Source organism: Gimesia benthica, assembly GCF_009720525.1.
Classification (GTDB): Bacteria; Planctomycetota; Planctomycetia; order Planctomycetales; family Planctomycetaceae; genus Gimesia; species Gimesia benthica.
The window spans coordinates 4,494,986-4,513,577 of record NZ_CP043930.1 but is presented as its reverse complement, the minus strand read 5'-3'; the positions used below and the strand labels follow the sequence as shown (position 1 = coordinate 4,513,577).

General features: G+C 54.6%; 12 protein-coding genes. 4 read left to right on the top strand and 8 right to left on the bottom strand.

The features are described from left to right. Positions 1-196 precede the first annotated feature (196 nt). From F1728_RS17480 to F1728_RS17465, 4 genes are all read right to left on the bottom strand, one after another. Positions 197-1,033 carry a sugar phosphate isomerase/epimerase family protein gene (locus F1728_RS17480; RefSeq protein WP_155365173.1) on the bottom strand — a complete coding sequence of 279 codons (837 nt, stop codon included), beginning with the start codon at positions 1,031-1,033 and terminating at the stop codon, positions 197-199. Between the two features lie 95 nt (positions 1,034-1,128). Beyond that, positions 1,129-1,788 carry a 3-keto-disaccharide hydrolase gene (locus F1728_RS17475; protein WP_155365172.1) on the bottom strand — a complete coding sequence of 220 codons (660 nt, stop codon included), beginning with the start codon at positions 1,786-1,788 and terminating at the stop codon, positions 1,129-1,131. Positions 1,789-1,955: 167 nt separating this feature from the next. Further along, positions 1,956-3,830 carry a vWA domain-containing protein gene (locus F1728_RS17470; RefSeq protein ID WP_228030217.1) on the bottom strand — a complete coding sequence of 625 codons (1,875 nt, stop codon included), beginning with the start codon at positions 3,828-3,830 and terminating at the stop codon, positions 1,956-1,958. Positions 3,831-4,024: 194 nt separating this feature from the next. Further along, the gene (locus tag F1728_RS17465) at positions 4,025-5,941 is read right to left on the bottom strand and encodes a vWA domain-containing protein (RefSeq protein WP_155365170.1); all 1,917 of its coding nucleotides are present in this window, start codon (positions 5,939-5,941) and stop codon (positions 4,025-4,027) included. Between the two features lie 428 nt (positions 5,942-6,369). Here F1728_RS17465 and F1728_RS17460 point away from each other — a divergent pair, with 428 nt between their 5' ends. Beyond that, complete coding sequence (locus tag F1728_RS17460; RefSeq protein ID WP_155365169.1) at positions 6,370-6,945, top strand: DUF456 domain-containing protein; 576 nt, start codon at positions 6,370-6,372, stop codon at positions 6,943-6,945. 179 nt (positions 6,946-7,124) lie between these two features. Here F1728_RS17460 and F1728_RS17455 read toward each other — a convergent pair whose 3' ends face one another. Beyond that, positions 7,125-7,568, bottom strand: a complete 444-nt coding sequence (locus F1728_RS17455; protein WP_228030216.1) for a hypothetical protein — start codon at positions 7,566-7,568, stop codon at positions 7,125-7,127. 64 nt (positions 7,569-7,632) lie between these two features. Then, entirely contained in the window at positions 7,633-8,568 is a 936-nt protein-coding gene (locus F1728_RS17450; protein ID WP_155365168.1) for a DUF1559 domain-containing protein, read from the bottom strand. A gap of 549 nt (positions 8,569-9,117) precedes the next feature. Here F1728_RS17450 and F1728_RS17445 point away from each other — a divergent pair. Both F1728_RS17445 and F1728_RS17440 read left to right on the top strand, forming a co-directional pair. Continuing rightward, positions 9,118-10,074: an alpha/beta hydrolase gene (locus tag F1728_RS17445; RefSeq protein WP_155365167.1), complete on the top strand. Its 957-nt coding sequence runs from the start codon at positions 9,118-9,120 to the stop codon at positions 10,072-10,074. 159 nt (positions 10,075-10,233) lie between these two features. After that, on the top strand, positions 10,234-10,662 hold the full coding sequence (locus F1728_RS17440; RefSeq protein ID WP_155365166.1) for a transthyretin-like family protein: 429 nt from the start codon (positions 10,234-10,236) through the stop codon (positions 10,660-10,662). 119 nt (positions 10,663-10,781) lie between these two features. Here F1728_RS17440 and F1728_RS17435 read toward each other — a convergent pair whose 3' ends face one another. Continuing rightward, positions 10,782-11,699, bottom strand: a complete 918-nt coding sequence (locus tag F1728_RS17435) for a DUF1559 domain-containing protein (protein ID WP_155365165.1) — start codon at positions 11,697-11,699, stop codon at positions 10,782-10,784. Positions 11,700-12,220: 521 nt separating this feature from the next. On the opposite strand from F1728_RS17435, the gene hrpA reads away from it, so the two are divergent. After that, positions 12,221-16,210 carry an ATP-dependent RNA helicase HrpA gene (hrpA, locus tag F1728_RS17430; RefSeq protein ID WP_155365164.1) on the top strand — a complete coding sequence of 1,330 codons (3,990 nt, stop codon included), beginning with the start codon at positions 12,221-12,223 and terminating at the stop codon, positions 16,208-16,210. Between the two features lie 1,320 nt (positions 16,211-17,530). Here the strand turns inward: hrpA and F1728_RS17425 are convergent. Further along, positions 17,531-18,589 carry a potassium channel family protein gene (locus tag F1728_RS17425; protein WP_155365163.1) on the bottom strand — a complete coding sequence of 353 codons (1,059 nt, stop codon included), beginning with the start codon at positions 18,587-18,589 and terminating at the stop codon, positions 17,531-17,533. Between the last annotated feature and the right edge of the window lie 3 nt (positions 18,590-18,592).

The window sequence follows — 18,592 nt, the reverse complement described above, 5'->3', positions numbered from 1 at the left end:
AGAGCCAGGAGTTTGTCCCCTGCCCGTCACCGGCGCAGCAACTGCGCATTTCCTGCCCGCTATCTTTCAATATCGAGAATCAGAGGCGGTCTGCTGCAACCAGAGTGTTTTAACCCTGCTATGCGGCATAACCGTTACACTTGCGGCAGGAAGGCCTCAAAAAACAGGCAGCAACACAGAAAAAGGTGTCGATCCGTCAACCTGTCTGCAGATGCTGCTGGAGGAAGGCAAAAGACTCGCGCAGTACATCAGGGGCCATGTGACTGTGGCGGCTGAGTTCGACGTGCAGTCCTCCCTGATAGTCAATCTGTCTGAGGCCGGCGAATACGTCTTCGAAGTCGATCTCCCCTTCTCCGAAGCGTAGGTGATCGTGCACGCCCTGTCGCATGTCTTCGATGTGGATGTTAAAGATGCGCTCACGCCAGGGTTTGAGATATTCACTGATGGGCAGCTCTCCCATGCATTGCAGATGACCGATGTCGACAGTCAGTCCAAAGCAGGGATGGTCAACGAGCGTGAGCAGTTCCTCGAAATCAGCCAGCGTCTCGATGAGCATACCCGGCTCCGGTTCGAAAGCCAGACGGACCTCTTTGTCAGCAGCGTAGTCGATGACCTCCTGACAGCCGGCGGCTAACCTGTTGAGTGCTTCGACGCGGGGCAGGTCTGCTTTCAACTGACCGGCCCAGAATGAGACGGCGTCAGACTGCAGAGCGGCGGCCAGATCGACACAGCGTTTGAGAAAGTCGATGCGGCGGTCCCGCTCTTCCGGAGACGGACTGACGAGTGTCGGCTCGTGTTTGACGCGGGGATCCAGCAGGAAGCGGGCACCGGTTTCGATGACAGTGGAGAGCTGACATTCCTGCAGCAGCTGCTGCATCGCTGCGATCTGCCGGGACAGTTCGGGAGCAAACGGATTGAGCGTGTAATGATCGACGGTGATCGCTGCGGAGGTATAACCGGTCTCGGCAATCAGGCGGAGGGCATCATCCCAGCGATGGAAGGCCAGACCGTTGGTGTTAAATCCCGGTTTCACGTCTCAGTTCTCCGCAGCGGATGTCAGTCGAATGCAAACGGCCCTCGTTATGTAACGAGGGCCGATAACAGACTTTCAATATAACGCGATCAGGTTCAGTCAGCCAGTGGCTTCACCTTGATGTTCTTGTAGTAAACCACGCTCTTGGGATCGTGTGCCTGGATAGCGAAGCTTCCCTTGTCTCCCAGTGAGGGTGATCCGGTGGCTCCTTCGGGTTCGGTGTAATCGATCACGGTTTCGTCGTTGATTTTGACAATCACGTGACGACCTTTGACGATAATGTGCTGCGTCCACCATTCGTTATCTTTGGCAGGTGTCTTAAAGAGTTTGACGCGGTTGTAGAGGCTGCCGGTTTTGACCGGGTCTTTGTGACTCACATTGACCTGCGATTCGTACCCCTGAGTCGGCCAGCCTTCTTCCTGGAATTTGGTGTGGAAGAAGATGCCGGAGTTACTGCCCGGGGTGGTTTTGACGTCTGCTTTGAATTCAAAGTTCTTGAACTCTTCTTCGGTGAAGAGATGCGAACGCTTCCCGGTGACGACGATCACGCCATCTTTGACTTCAAAAGGGCCCCCTTCTGCAATCTTCCAGCCGGTGAGATCTTTACCGTTGAAGAGGTCAACCCAGCCATCAGAGGAAGCTGCGTTGTTATCACCGGAGCAGGCAGTTGTGCTGCCCAGAACGGAGGAGATCACCAGGGCTGCCATCAGACCGGTGAAGACATTGAAGTAAGACTGCGAGCGGTATTTGTTCATTGTGGGTATCACTCCTGGAAGCGGATCAGAAATAAGAGACGGTTCTCTGCTCAGTTTCTATATGCTACGCAGGCGTTGCACCCGTTAAAAGGAAACAGAGCACTTCCCGGCTATTTTTCCGAAAAGTGCTCTGCCTGTGTTAAGTATCTTTAGTAATTCAAGCCTGCTTACAGCTTAGGAACTTTGATTTCCTTACCGACTTTGTCGTAGCGTGGATCACGGAAGTGTTCTTCGAAATACATGCCGAACCCCTGATTGAGTTCGTATTGCGCCCGTTGTGCCCAGGGGGTACCGGGATGCTCTTTGATTACGAACTTATACTGGCTTTCCGATTTCTTCAGCTGCTTATCCAGCTCTTCCGGGCTGACCTTGGTAAGTTTGACCTGAACCGGATCGGGGGGCAATAACTTTTTACCACGTCTCACATTCCAGGTGTTGCTCTTCTGATCCTTGGGAGCAGGCATGTTTTTGGCATGCGAGTCCATGGCCAGGCAGTACTGGAACAGACGAACGCGGTAGGCCAGACACTGCGCCAGTGTCAGGTCGTAAGCAGCACGCCAGCGGGAGGATTTTTCCTGAGCCCGCAGCGGTTCGATGTCTTCCAGAATGTCGACAGCTTTCTGCAGGAGACCCATGGCACGGATGGCCTTGGGAACTTCCTTACTGCCGGCTTCGTAAAATTCTTTCTTCTGCAGTGGATAGTAAAGTTCCTTGATATTCAACTGCTTATCCAGGTGTGGATTCAGCGTGACGATCACCTTCCAGATGGAAGAACGGAACTTACTGGCTGAGCGCGAGGCATCGTAATCGCGCCGCGAGAGCAACAGAGGCTGATACTCTTTCATATCCTGGAAGCGGAACTGCCGCTCCTGGTTGCTGCCGGCACCAGCCAGACGCTGTTCTTTACCGGGCAGAACAAAGAAGATACCGCCGGTTTCACGGGCGATACGAACCTGTTCGTAAGGTCCGAACCCGGCTGAGAAGGAATCCCAGCGACCGTGCAGACCGTCGTATTGCAGGGACTCGGGGAACGCGGTTTCCGGTCCCCGATTGATTTGAATCCAGTGCGGCAGATTGTAAACCGGATCGCGCCAGAGCTGACGGGCATAGGGATAGCCGAAGACCGATTCACGTCCCAGGATGTAGATGGGAGACTTCATCCGTTTGGCACGGGTGATGACTTCTTCAACGGCGGCACCGTCATCGCCGGACTCGTCGGTCACACAGACGATACAGAGACGGCGGTCGGTTTTACGGGCCATGGTACTGTATTTGTCGATCGTGGCCGCGACGGTCTGGCACATGTTTTCCAGACCGGTTTCATCGATGGGAATTTTGCCGATGGCGTCCTGAACTTCTTTGACGTCCACGGTAGGTTTAGGGGTATGCACATGCACGGTGGCCCCGTAACTGAGAATGGCCGTCAGCAGGGTCTGGTCCCGTTCGCGGGTTTTCTTTTCCTGTTTGGCGGCGATACCCAGCTCGCTGTAGATCTTATTGAAGTTCTCAGAGATTTCTTTCTGGTCGTCTTTCATACTGCCCGATTCATCGAAGAGCCAGACCACCAGAATTTTTTCTTCCCGCATGATGCGGATCAGCTCTTTGGAGATACGACTCATGGCGGTGCCATAACCTTCGACGACAGCACCGACTTCACCGGTGACTTCACCGACGCCGAGGTCTTCGCCCAGGATGTCATCGCCGGGGGCTGTGATTTCGCCGGCGTTGATTTTGATTTCCGGCTCTTTGAGACTCTCGGAGGTTTCAATTTTCTGAGAGGAGACGGCGGTTGACGTTGAGGCACCGACGTTCGTCGAGACCATGCCACCGGAGGTCACACTCAGATTTTCAGAGACTTCAAGATTGGTTTCCAGAACCTGTTCGAATTCCGCCTGATCGCGTTCGTCATCGAAGATGGTTTCGATGGCGACTTCGGGCTGACTGTCGGTGAGCTGATGATGAATCAGTCCCATGCCGACCAGAATCACAGCGTGAACGATCAAAGACGTAAAAAAGGCTGAATAGTCTCGCGCTTGAGCCATCAGTAATAATCCCCCCGGCACTTTCTCAGCGAACTGCTTTCAAAGTGTTGTGCCTGCTTTGTTTCGGCGTTGGATGTTGCAGAAACGAGTCTTGAAAAATCAGTTGAAATGATATGTCAGAAACCCGAGGCTCCTGCAATCTCAGGAGCCTCGGTATAAAACTCAAGTATTGTCGGTGTATTCAGTTAGGTAAATCAGATCTTCAGCGGTTTGTTTCCGGTGATACCGCGTTTCTTCAGCGCTTCTCTTCTCTTACGCTGTTCTTCTTCAAAACGTGGGTTCGGTGTTCGGACCCGGTTACCGCTGTTGTCGAGGTTCATCTTCATTTCCTGCCACTTCCAGCCCAGCGGTTTTTCCAGTTCTTTGGCAGCCAGGTAGGACCAGGGAGTTCCAGGATGTTCGTCAATCACGCCATTCAGGAGTTCCATGGCCTGCTTTTCCAGTTTCCGGACAGTTGGGCTGGAACGTGCGTCTTTGGCGGCCACCAGTCTCCAGGCGTTGTTGCCTTTTGTCTCGAAGACCTTGGGATTACTTTTCATTTCGGCCAGGATCGTGTTGTATCCGTGAGCACGTGCCTGGTTGGCCAGGACGCGTCCCAATGCCAGATCGTAGTTGGCACGCCAGCGGGGTTCTGTGATTTTCTTACGATCTTTGAGTCCCTGTTCCAGCATGACCTGCAGTTCATTCAAGCCGTAGCTGAGCTGCGAGACCGGCTTCTGGGCTTCAGTAATCGCCTGCCTGAGAACGTTATCATTATTGGCAGGAAATTCCAGGGTGGGCTGCGGCAGTCGACGGTCAGAAAGTCGAGTTGCTGCGGCTGTTCGGACGAGCGCCTGCTTAGCCATGTTTTGTGTGAGCATTCGCTCGTAATCGCGAATGGAGATATAATCGGGATGGTAGTCCCGCATATCGGCAGCGTCAAAGTTGGGAGTGGTATCTTCGGTGATGAAGTAGATCCCGTTGGTTTCCGCACAAAGCCGCGTCAGAGCATAAGGACCGTAGCCCGAACTGATCTGGCGAATGTCGTAATCGGACTGGCCCCAGAACGGCAGTTTGATGCGTTCGGGCAATACAGTTTCCGGACCGGATTCGGAGACGGCAGGTACTTCGACACCCGGCTCAATTTCGAACTGGGTGATGACTTCCTGCTGACCAAAGGGGGATGCGTTCCCCACGACGTAGCATTTAATGCCGTTACGCTTGGTAAGCAGAATGGTTTCTTCCAGGTTCTGAACGGCATCGGTGCCTGCTTCATCGGTTACCACGATGACCATCATGTTGCGACGGCTGGAGCGTTTGTAAGACAACCAGCGTTTGGAAACCTGGTTCACAGCGGCGAAGACGTTTTCATCGCCGGATGTATCTTCTTTGATCGAACGGATCTGGGAAACGACTTCTTTGACATCGCTGACCGGATCTTTGGTCACGAACTGTGTTGTTGAACCGAAGGCAGCCACAGCGGTTTTGAGTGAGGCTTCATTTTCGGCAGCTTCAAGGATACCCAACTGTTTGTAGACGTTTTCAAAACGATCGGCGATTTCGTTACGGCGTTTGCTGACTGAAGGAGAGACGTCGAACAGCCAGACCACCAGCAGTTTTTTCTCTTTGACAGCGGCAGCGATTTCGAGGGTCAGACGATCGATGGCACCTGCTACTCCGCCCGGACGGTCGGTTTCGCCGGTGACCTCTACGGCAGCCGTCAGTTCTTCCTGAGCGGGCTGAGTCAGGTTGTCATCAAAGACCGGTTCGGGAGTTTCAATATCATTTTCCAGCTGATCCTTGAGTGCTTCCTGCTGCTCTTTAGCTGAAACAGGAGCGGCCGCCATGGAGGGGGCCAGAATCTCGGTATCGCCGGACGAACCGACGACATCCTGGATGGTGGGATCAAGTTTGAAAACATTGTCGTCCAGTTCTTCGATGGACGAGATAATCGCATGTTCCGAATCGAGGAGCGTAATGCGGGTGATGCTTGCCAGGACAAACAGAATCAGCAGGTGGACCCCGAGACTGATAAACCAGGCGGGAACTTCCTTCATGTTGAGCCAGTTGCGTTGTTCGACGTCCACAATTTCTTCGACATGAACGTCTCTGGTGGAATTGGCAATACTCACGGTCTGCTCCTTGGGATGAGACTGTAATTCAAGCACGCGCTTTTGTACGTCTGCACGGGAAACGGTGTCACTCACAGGCCGCACGGAGATCGCCGCCCGCAACTGACATCGGATATCATTGATGATTATAAGAAAATCCGTCCATCAATGGTGCGTCAAATGTCAGATTTTACCCCTGAAGAGAGACAAATACAATCATTGTCCTTCCAGACCGCACAGAAACATATCCATAAGTACACATTCCTGCACGTCGTACCCATTACATGCTACCAGATTAACCTCAAAACCAGGCTTTACATTCGTCTTTATTTTTGCATTCTGCAATAATTTAAGTCGATTGACGAACTATAAGAGTGCCCCCTGCAACTCCCGTTTTATGAATCCGGGGCCGTTAAACACACTATTCTGACTCAGATCTGGTAACACCTATGTCCTTTGAGTGGTTGACCGAGTGGCTGCCCTTCACGTTTTACTACCTGATGGCGCTGCTGCTGTTCCTGGCGAATTTCGCTGCCTGGGCCTCGATTCTGTTTCTGATTCCGGGCAACTGGATCATGGTCTTTCTCTCAGCGCTGTTTTACCTGTTCATGCCTGAGGAAAGCGGCAAGGGAATTTCGCTGACAGTACTGGTGATCGCAATTCTGCTGGCGGGGCTGGGAGAACTGGTTGAAGCGCTGGGCAGTTCTGCGGGGGCTGCGAAAAAAGGGGCCAGTCGGCGGGCGATGATTCTGGCGCTACTGGGCACGTTCCTGTTAAGCGTGATGGGCGCGACGGTGGCGACTCCCGTGTTTCCGCCTGTGGGCACGGTCGTGGGGGCAATTCTCGGCGGCGCCGTAGGTGCTTATCTGGGCGCTTACCTGGGAGAAGCCTGGAAAGGGAACCTGGATGTGGACCGCATGGAAATCAGCCGGGCCGCGTTTGTGGGGCGATTGCTGGGTGTGGTAGGTAAGCTGGCGATCGGTGTGGTGATCCTGGTTATGCTGACGATTGACTCGCTGATCTGATTTTCTGTCACACGAGTGAAATAAAAAAGGCGATCTCCCTCTGCAGAAAGAGATCGCCTCTCGCCTTCAATTTGTTCTGGAACTGTCAACTTCTATCGTGTCAAACCTGCAGAGACCCATTGCCTGAATCGGGACGCATGCGCCCGGACAACGATTGCCTGTCACTGCGGTCTGATAGATTACTCTTCCAGATCAAAATTGATTTCATTATCCCCCTCTTTGACTTCGGCGGTGAGACCGGAAGTCTTGGGGCTCATGCTGTACTTTTCCGGGATCAGGGAAAGATCCACGTTCGCTTCCGCCGATTCGGCCGGCAGGTTGGAGGTATCCCGTTCCGAGATCACCATGACTCCGTGCTTGCCGATGGTAGCGCCATCCCCTTTCGTGTAGGTCGTCAGGGTATAGGTGCCGTCCTTCTGGATTTCGCCCGCGGCGGATTTCCCTGGACCTTCTGGAATAAAGGTCACGGTCCCCATTTCGAGAGGCTCGCCCTTATAAGTCACTTTGCCATGCACTTCTGCCGTCTCCAGCTGGTCTGAACCGCCGAAGCAGCCTGCCTGCGTGAGCATCAAGAGGCAGAGCGCGGGAAGTGTGAATTGCTTGAAAGAATACGATGCGTTCATTTATATCCTGTTCCTGTAGAGTCTGATAAACATTTCTGAATCTGACAACAGCAAAGCTGCGCGATTAAAACTCGCCGATCACTTCGCCGGTGGCACGGGTGGAAAGGCCTTTCAACAGATCCAGACTGGTGCTTTCAGACAGGAAACGGACACTGCCATCACAGAGCAGCATGTGCGCGCCGCCGACGTGCTGACTGCGCCAGCCGACACCATACTGACTGTGACTTCCCGAACCGATGGGATACTGCATCAGCTTGGTGTCGATCATCAGATAACCGGCAGAACCGTAGTAGTAGGTAGCCCAGGTCCAGGGTGCAATGTCATCCCAGCCTCCCTTGGAACCACTCCAGCCGATGTAGCTGGACAGCTCGCCCAGCAGGAAGGTGTTGGTGGTCCCGTCGGTAATGTCGCGCATCCGGGTTTTACAACCGGGATAGAGGACCCCTGATGTTCCATAGTGCCGACTCGAATTGGAACCGTTGACGAAGCCGACATCGACGGAACCGCCATTGCCGCGGTAGTGCAGCGAGCCGTCATTCCCGGGGTTCCCCCCCCAGCCGGTTGAGTAGTCGGTAGCCCGTTCACCAATTTCCGAAGAGGGACAGCAGAAGACCGCGATCGGATCGGTAAACAGGTTATTGTCACCATTGTGAGGTGCAGTGGTAAACCGGTAAGGCATCAGTTGCGTCAGCTCTCCCAGTGCGGTCATCTGGTTGTAGCGGGGCGCCTGATCGATATAGGGTAGAATACGAGCAGCCCAGCCGGTCAGATAGCCTGAGCTATGGAAGTACCCCGTGGGGAACATGGTGAAGTTGTCGTGGTAGTTATGAAAGGCCAGTCCCAGCTGTTTCATATTGTTTTTACACTGGGATCGCCGGGCGGCTTCACGGGCCTGCTGGACAGCGGGCAGTAACAGGGCAATCAAAATCGCAATGATGGCGATGACGACCAAAAGTTCAATGAGCGTGAAAGCACGCCTGCGGGTTGTGGATACTTGCATGAAATTCTCTCGCGTTGGGTAGAAGATAAAAAAAGAAAAGTACGATTTTCAAAATCGCCGAGGAAACAACATTCCCTTGAGCGGGGGAAGTGATTCGTATCAGCCGGAAGAACTCCAGCTGTCATTATTAAGAATTATTAAGATATCTAACTCGATATTAATAATGTTTTTTAACAATTCAATCTTTATTTATTCAAAATCCGACATTCTGATGGTGTTTTTTATCGAACATACGCATCGCAACATGTTTATTCATTGATATTTGCGTTCTGCATGCCTAAATGTACACCTTTCTCAAAATGAGGCTGATCGCCACTTTCGGTTCACCACCACCATATCACCCCATACATCGCATATCTCCCATTATTAACTTCACATAGCGAAACATGCGGATACGCATCCGCTTCAGATGGCGGGGATGATTTCTCTAATATCGAGAGCTGCCGCGAAACTGTTGGGCCTGAAATGGGTTTCATGGGGAACTGCGCTGACCTAAACTGACTTGAGCCTGCAACGGGACTCACATCCCATGAACCACTGGAGAACCAGATGCACCGAAACCGCCTGACTTTCATCGCGATTCTACTTACCTTGACCGTCGTCCTGAACGAATCCGCTTCGGCCCAGCAGCCCCGCCGTGGTGCGCCTCGCTGGGTTCGCGAAAATGCGGAAGTGCATCGGAACCTGGAATACGCGGAAGTGGATGGGAAGCCTTTGTTGCTGGATTTGTATCTTCCGAAAGATGTCAAACAGCCTCCCCTGCTCGTCTGGATTCACGGCGGTGGCTGGCGAAGTGGCGACAAAGGCCGGGGTGGGATACTGGTTCCCCTGGGTCTGCAGAACGGCTATGCCTGTGCGAGCATCAATTACCGCCTGAGTGGCGAGGCAACATTCCCTGCGCAGATTCACGACTGTAAAGCCGCCATCCGCTGGCTGAGAGCCCATGCCAAAGAGTACGGATACGACGCGTCCCGCATCGGCGTAGGTGGATCATCCGCCGGCGGTCACCTGGTGGCCCTGCTGGGAACCAGTGGGGGTGACAAACAGCTGGAAGGGACCGTCGGCAAACATGCGGATCAATCGAGTCAGGTTCAGGCGGTGCTCGACATGTGGGGACCGACCGATTTTCTGCAGATGGATGCGCATGCCCTGCCCGACGCCCGCTTCAAACACAACGACCCCCGTTCGCCGGAATCTTTGCTGCTGGGCGGACCGGTGCTGGAGAACAAAGACAAAGTCGCACAGGCCAACCCGATCACCTACATCGACAAACAGGATCCCCCGTTCCTGATCATTCACGGTTCGAAAGACCCGCTGGTGCCCGTGCATCAGAGTCAGCTACTCGACGCCGCACTCAAAAAAGCGAAGGTGCCCGTGCAGTTGATCGTCGTCAAAGGCGCCGGACATGGTGGTCGGGAATTCAATACTCCTGAGACCAACGACCGCATCGTGAAGTTCCTCGATCAGCATGTGAAGCAGGCTCCCCGGCAGAAAGCCGGTAACTGATCTTTCCTGCGTACGGGAAATCAGATTTCCGTCTGGCTTTACACCTGCGCGACGATTCCTGAGAATGGAATCTGTTTCAGCAGTCTGTGGACAGATTGTTTCCAGTCTGTGCCGCGGCTGAAGTTTCTTAAGCGCGCCCCTTTTGGATACAGGAACACAATGTATTTTTTATCTACGCGTTCGTTACGCTGCACGGGACTGGTTTTTACGGTATGCACTCTGCTGGCAGGTTGTTCCGGCACACCTGAGGATCAGCCTGATACCGCATCGGTGAAGGGTCTGGTGGTCATGGAAGGGGAACCGATCGAGGGAGCAGTCGTGACGTTTGCTCCTGAAGCGGGGCGGCCTTCGACGGGTATCACAAACAGCCAGGGGATCTTTGAACTGGCTTATAACCCGACAACCAAGGGAGCCAAGATCGGCAAGCATACGGTTCGCATCTCGACAGCACGCTACGTCGAAAATCCTGACGGAACCACGACCGAAATGAAAGAGGTCATTCCTGCCAAGTACAATGAGAGCTCTAGTCTGACGGTGGAAGTCAAACCCGGGGAAAACGATTTCCCCTTTAAGCTGGACAAGGAATGAGTTGAGAACTGAAGCACTGATGTAACAGTTCCCAACTAAGATGAAACGATAAGAGCTCCCTGGCGCCTGAGCACCAGGGAGCTCTTTTTATGTTACAGGTAAGCAGAAGTTACTTCGGCTTACCATTCACCGATGACCTGACCATCGTTGATGACGGCCAGTCGGAAGTAAGTGCTGGTTGCGGAGGAAATGGTGCCTGGGTTATTGGAAGCATCCATATTTTCGCTGGCGAAGCGAACAGCACCGTCTGCCATGAGCACATGCACGCCCCCCTCATGCAGACTGCTGGGACCAAACTGGTAACCGGTTCCGTTGATCATGGACCAGCCGACACGTGCCTGCACCAGACCGTAACGAATGTTTTCGAATTTGTTGGGAGTCGCAGCACAGGGTGTAACTCCTGCCCAGATCGAACCGATGTGGTTCGTGCCGGCAGCGTCGTTCACGGTGGTTCTTTCTGTGAACGCAAACGTGTTGGAGAGACCGTCGGTAATGTCGCGGATCTGGGTTTTACTATTGTGATAGAACATACCGTTCGGCTTCGCGGAGGAGTTACAACGATAGTCGCCGTTGCCGTTGAAGCCGAGATAGTTGGACAGACCGATGGCCACGCCACTCACTCTGTTGTCTGCGTTCTGAGCCGGGTTGGGATCGGCGCTGGACGGACAGAGGTAGGCGGGCAGAACCGTACGCACATCGGCGAGTACGGTGGTGTTGGTCAGATCCATGGGCCTGTTGGGGCTGATTTTATTGTAGAGAGGAGCCTGATCCATGAAAGGGAGGATAAACAGGTTGCACAACCAGCCGTGATCGTTAATGAATCCGGGTGGGAAGACACGATGTGTTTCGTTGTAGTTGTGCAGCGCGAGGCCAATCTGCTTGAGATTGTTTTTACACTGACTGCGACGGGCCGCTTCGCGTGCCTGCTGGACGGCGGGCAGTAAGAGGGCGATCAGAATCGCGATGATGGCAATCACCACCAGCAGTTCGATCAGGGTGAAGCCGCGTTTGCGGACGGTGGGTGCAGATAGACTCATAGCGCTGTTCCACTTCAAATGGAGTAATACGGGCGAGAAACATTACGACAGCAACGTAGAAGGCAGGAAAATCAGGTGGGACTCTCAGCAACCTTGCATCAGTAATATGGTATATGTGAATCCAGGCCAGTGCAAGGAAGAAGTTACAGGCAGGTAATCAGAAGGGCACGTGCTGGATATGTTAGGATTGCTTTGAAATTGAGTGACTTTCATCGATTCCATAGAGACTGGCCCAGTAGTTGGTACTGGTGGGGAACACCAAAACAAGACAGTTTAATTTCTCTGCGACCTCCTGTTGCTTGCGGCAATCTCGGATTTCATCCGAGACCACCCTCAGAGCTGTTTCCTGTCACAGACTTTTCGTGTTTTTTGTGCCTTACGTGGTTCTAAAACTCTGCACTTCCGGTCAACTATTCCCACAAATCCCGGTGGAAACCCTTCGCGCTGCCGAACTTTCGCTGCATAATGCGGGTCCTTCTGCTTACTATTGTGCGTTTACCTCTTTTGTCTGTTGATGTGTGATGTCCCGTGGTGATGCGAATTCGGCTGCTGCTGACGCTGGTGCTGCCAGTGAGGATCTGAACGCTGCGCTGAAAGAGCTGCCCGGGCTGATCTCACAGGCGATGGTTGTTGACCAGTTTCGGTTCTCCCAACGGCTGCGGTCGATCCGGCAGGCAAAGAAGAACAAAAAGCCGTTCGATAAAAATCTGCAGCGGCTGCAGGAAGAACTCAAGAAGTCGCTGGCCCGACGGGAGGAGCGGCTCAAGCTGCGGCCCGAGGTCAAGTTTGACGGCAGCCTGCCGATCCATGACGAACTGGATCACATCAAGCAGACGATCGCCGACAACCAGGTGGTGATTATCTGCGGGGAGACCGGCTCGGGGAAATCGACGCAGTTACCCAAGCTGCTGCTGTCGATGGGACGAGGCATCAATGGCATTATCGGTCACACCCAGCCACGACGAATTGCCGCCCGATCAGTGGCGGCCCGCATCTCCGAAGAGCTGGGACGCGAACAGGGAACCGCCTGCGGTTTTAAAATCCGCTTCACCGACACGACGAACCCGAACACTTACATTAAGCTGATGACCGACGGGATTCTGCTGGCCGAAACGCAGAACGACCGCTTTCTGAATCAGTACGACACGATCATTGTCGACGAAGCACACGAACGCTCGCTGAACATCGACTTCCTCTTAGGCTATCTCAAACGCCTGCTCGCGCAGCGGCCTGATCTGCGGGTAATCATCACATCGGCCACGATCGACGCCGAACGTTTCAGCGAACACTTTGCGAACCGTGAAGGGCCGGCGCCGATTCTGAATGTCTCGGGGCGGACGTATCCGGTAGAGATTCGTTACCGGCCCTTTGATGCAGAGCCGGACGATAAGGGACAGGGCAAAGGGAAAAACAGTAACCGCGATGAACAGTCCCAGCTGGCGGACGCGGTGAATGAACTCGCGGCGATCGACGATGGGGACATCCTGATCTTCGTGGCGACAGAGTGGGATATTCGCGAGACGGCGAAGCTGTTGCGCGGTCGCTCGATCATCGGTGATGACGGCGGAAGACAGACGGAGATTGTGCCGCTCTACGGGCGACTCTCGACGGCGGAACAGAATAAGGTCTTTCGCCCGTCCACCTATCGTCGAATTGTGATTGCGACGAACGTGGCCGAATCGTCGATCACGGTGCCGGGTATTCGCTATGTGGTTGATACGGGGCTGGCCCGCATCAGCCGGTATTCGAGTCGGTCGCAGGTGCAGCGTTTGCCGATCGAAGCGGTCTCGCAGGCGTCTGCCAATCAGCGGGCCGGTCGTTGTGGACGTGTCGCGCCGGGGATCTGTATCCGGCTCTACAGCGAAGCGGATTTCAACAGCCGCGATGAATTCACGTCGCCGGAAATTCAGCGAACCAACCTGGCCTCGGTGATTCTGCAGACGCTGAATATGAAGCTGGGCGCGATTGAAGACTTTCCGTTTATCGATCCTCCGAAGCCGGCGGCGATTCGCGATGGTTACAGCACGCTGTTTGAACTGGGGGCGATAGATGAACAGAACCGGCTGACCGACATCGGACGGCAGATCAGTCGGCTGCCGGTCGACCCGCGGATTGCACGCATGATTCTGGCGGCCCACGATGAAAACTGTCTGCATGAGATTCTGGTGATTGCGTCGGCCCTGGAACTGCAGGATCCACGCGAGCGACCGATCGATAAACAGCAGGCAGCCGACGAAGCCCAGGAACAGTTTCGCGATCCCGATTCGGACTTTCTGAGCTTCCTCAAGCTGTGGGACTTTTATCACAAGCTGAAAGAAGATCTGTCACAGAGCCGGTTGCGGCGGGCCTGCGTGCAGAATTACCTGTCGTACAATCGGCTGCGGGAATGGGCGGACATCTTTCGGCAGCTGCGTCAGCTGGTCGAAGAGACGGGGCTGAAACTGCATCCTCGGAAAGATGACTCGGCGGCGATTCACCGGGCACTGCTGCCGGGGTTACTGTCGAACATTGCCATGCGGTCGGACACGCACGAGTACACGGGCTCCGGCGGGCAGAAGTATTTCCTCTGGCCCGGGTCGGGGATTTTTGAGAAGAAGCCAAAGTGGGTCATCTCGGCGGAGCTGATCGAAACGAGTAAGCGGTATGCCCGCACAGTTGCGAAAATTTCGCCGAACTGGATCGAGCCCGCGGCACCGCACCTGGTGAAAAAGACCTGGAGCGATCCCCGCTGGAACGGGGATGCAGCGTCTGCGATGGCCACAGAAAAGGTAACGCTGTTTGGTCTGACCATCGTGCCGGGACGCTCGGTGCATTACGGCAAGATCGATCCCGAACAGTCGCGGACCCTGATGCTGCAGTATGGCCTGGTCGAGGGGGACATTACGCTCAACGTCGACTTCCTGGCACACAATCAGAAGTTCATGAGTGACCTCGAACAGCAGCAGGCGAAGTCGCGGCGGTACGACCTGATTCCTTCGCAGGAGCAGCTCTTCGCGTTTTATGATGCACGGATTCCGGAAGACGTCTATGACGGCGTGAGCCTGAAGAAGTGGTGGAAGGTCGCCAAACGGAAGACGCCGACACTGCTCAACATGCGGCTGGAGGACTTCTTCGACGCACAGGCGGAGGAGGTCGACGAGACCGAATTCCCGAACGCACTCAAGATGGGGAAGATGCAGTTTCCGCTGGAGTATCACCTCGAGCCGGGAGCCGCGGAAGACGGCGTGACCATTTCAATTCCGCAGGAGAGTCTCAATCAGTTGTCACCCCAGCGACTGGGCTGGCTGGTGCCGGGGCTGCTGGAAGAAAAGGTGGCGGCGATGATCAAGGCGCTGCCCAAGTCGGTCCGGCGGATGCTGGTGCCGGCACCGGAAACGGCGAAGCAGGTCGTGAAGCAGCTGGAGTTCGGCAAGGGTTCGTTTGAAGAGAAAGTCGCGACACTGCTGTCCCAGATTTCGGGAGAGCGGATCACGAAGGAGATGTTTGAAACGGAGCGGCTGCCTCAGCATCTGCAGATGAATATCCGTGTGCTGGACCAGGGGGGCGATGCGATCGCCGTCAACCGGAACCTGACGCAGCTGCGACAGGAATATGGTTCGAAAGCGGCCAGCAGCTTCTCGGCACTCTCGGATGATCACTGGAGCCAGAGCGGGTTGACTGACTGGACGTTCGGAGATTTTCCAGCCGAGGTGCAGATCGATCATGATAATCTGTCACTCACCGGGTTTCCGAGCCTGGTCGATGAAGGGAAGTCGGTGATGCTCTGCCTGCGGGATGCGCCCGAGCGGGCCGCCTATGAGACGCGGTTCGGATTGCGGCGGCTGTTTGTGCTGGCCGAACATCGGCGATTGAAATCACAGGTGGAAAATATCCCGGGCCTGGAACGGATCTCACTGTATGCCGCGGGGATCGGCGGGATCAATCTGCGGGAACAACTGGTCGAACTGCTGGCGGAGCGGGTGCTGTGCGGACAGAAAGAACGCCAGCCACGGACCGAGGCCGAGTATCGTCAGTTGATCAAGGAATGGCGGAACCAGATTCCGGTCGCCGCACAGGATCTGGCGGCACTGTTGCCGACGCTGTTTGAGCAGTATCACAAAATCAAGATCACGCTGGATAAGACCAAGGTTCCCGCCTGGAATGAACCGCTGGCCGACATGCGGGCGCAGTTGAATGCCCTGATCAACGCCCGCTTCCTGGTGAATACGCCCTACCCCTGGCTGCAACAGGTTCCCCGTTACCTGCAGGGGATGGAAATGCGGTTGAGTAAACTCGGCGGGAGCGGACTGCAGCGGGACATCGCTAATATTCGCAGTATTTCGCGGTACATTGAAATGTACGCCCAGCGGGCCCGGCAGCATCATGAGCGGGAGATTATTGATCCGCAACTGATCAAGTTCCGCTGGCTGCTGGAAGAATTCCGCGTGTCGCTGTTCGCCCAGAAACTGGGAACGGCGCTGAAGGTGTCGCCGAAGATTCTGGATCAGCAGTGGTCGCTGGTGCGGGATTGATCCTGTTTTTTTGCTACCATGAAAGATACGAAAAGCACGAAAAAGGTTTTTGTGTCCGGTTCTATTTCCATGGGTGGTACCGGATGCAATCCGGTATTGCCGCAGGCAACAGGAAACTGACAGGGTAGGCGAATCATTCAGGAAACGCTGTCCGATGAGATGAAATGTCCGGCAACCACGATTCCCTTTCGTTCGTGCTCTCTGCCTGGCAGTTTCCTGCTCGCTACGCTCGGCCCGAATTGCATTCGGGCTTACCCGATTCTGTGAGCGGCCAGGCGCTAGGTAGCGTTTCTTAATTCGGATGATATATACCAAAGACGTTTCAACCGGGGCTAACGCCCTGCGGCTAATTTTCTTTTCTGCTGTTGAAGTCCTGAAAACAAGAGTAACAGCATACCCTCGGCCACGGATCTGTGAGCGTAATAGGACTCGTCACTGGTTCTGAGGTCAGCATCTACCCGTGTTACCGGTGGCTAGCGCCATTCCGCTCAGGTCTGGTGGGGTTGTTTTCACTGTTGAGTGAGCGGCAGTGTTCTCCTTGCTTCGGTTCCGGCTTTTCAGTGCTGCGTACTGTTTATCTGCGGGTGGTGGGTGCGGTTTCTTATAATCTGCTGGTGGGCAGTTCGTGATTCTTAATTCGAATGCTCCAGACCAAAGTCGTTTCAACCGGGGCTAACGCACTGCGGCGAATTTGGATTTTCTGTTGTTGGAGTCCCGAGAACCAGAGCGACAGGATACCCTAGGCCACGGATCAGTAGTGAGCGTGATAGGGCTCGGCACTGGTTCTGAGGTCAGCGTCTATCCGTGTTACCGGTGGCTAGCGCCATTCCGCTCAGGGGAGAGTGTCATATGTATTTCGATCAGAGGTTGAGCTGTCGGGGATGTCGTCAGGCGAGCGAACACATTAGTCCGTTTCTTCAGTAAAATCTCTGTTCCAGGTTGATGTGTTTTCTGAATCGGGGCGGGACAGAATTTTGTCCGCTTGTGCCCGGATTTTGTCCTGGTCTGTCCGGAATTTTGTCCTGCTGTGACCGGTTTGTGTCCTGGTTTGCCCTGAACATTGAAGGACTGACTTTGCGAAGTAGTGCGATCTGTTCCAGTAGACAACCGGTGAAAAGCAACGGGGATTCAGCTGTTGTTGCGTCACTGGTGCCGAATGTTTTAGTGCAGATTACCTGTCTCGCGCGCGAGCCAAAGTTAGAACAGCATACGCATCGGCGGGAGGCGATCAAGGGGAGTTTATGCACTTCCTCTGAGACAGCGGTGAGCCATGTTCAGGTTGGGCCGCAGGGACCGACGAAGAGAAACCGCGGACGCTTTTCAGGCGGATGTCTCGGTGGACGGATTGAATTCTTCCATCAGCTGCGTAATCGCATCCGAGGAACCCAGGGCGAAGATACTGTCGCCCGCGTTGAGAATCGACGAACTGGACGGGGGCATCTGGGGCTGATGACCGGGACGACAGATGCCGACCACCATTATGCCTTTGGTGCTCAGATCGGTTTCACTCAGTTTCTTGCCGCAGTAGGGGCTGGCGTCGGTGATCTGCAGGTCGGCGACTTCGAACCCACCCACATGTTTGCTGGCGACCTCAACAAAATCTTCGACCGCGGGGTGAATCATGAAGCGGGCGATTTTGACGGCGCCGCTGCGGAAGGGACTGACCACGCGATTCGCGCCGGCATGTTTGATCTTCTCTCCGGCCTTGTCGTCGCTGGCGCGGGCGATGATCTGAAAGCCGGGATTCAGCATCCGTGCGGTGAGGACCACGTAGACGTTGTCAGCGTCCCCGGGGAGGGCTGCTGCGAGGGAAGCCGCCCGTTCGATGCCGGCACTTTTGAGGACCTGGTCATCGGTGGCGTCTCCCTGGATGTAAAACCAGTTGCGGGGAGTGCAGGTCTGCTCCAGGCGTTCTTCGTTACTGTCGATGACCACGAACTGTTTTTCGCGTTCGTGCAGATACTCACAGATGGAGTGTCCCATCCGACCGAGTCCACACACGATGTAGTGACCTTCCAGATTGGAAATTGTTTTCTGCATGCGTCGTTTCTCCAGAACCGAACTCATTTGCTGGCGCACAATCCACTGACCGAGCTGGGAGACACTGTAGGTGAAAATCCCCAGACCAAACATGAGGTAGAAAATGATAAAGATTTTGCCGTTATCAGACAGCGACACCGGGTCTTCATATCCGACAGTGGTCGCGGTAATCACGATCATGAACAGGCTGTCGAGCCAGGAAGCACCTTCGATCACCCGAATGCCGACCGTTCCGAAAATCGTAAAGCCGATCAACAGAACCATGATGCGGAAGAAGTGCGCAAGCGACTGCTTCTGCGAGCGCTTCGGATCCAGGGTTGAGGTCAGCTGGTGAAACATGCG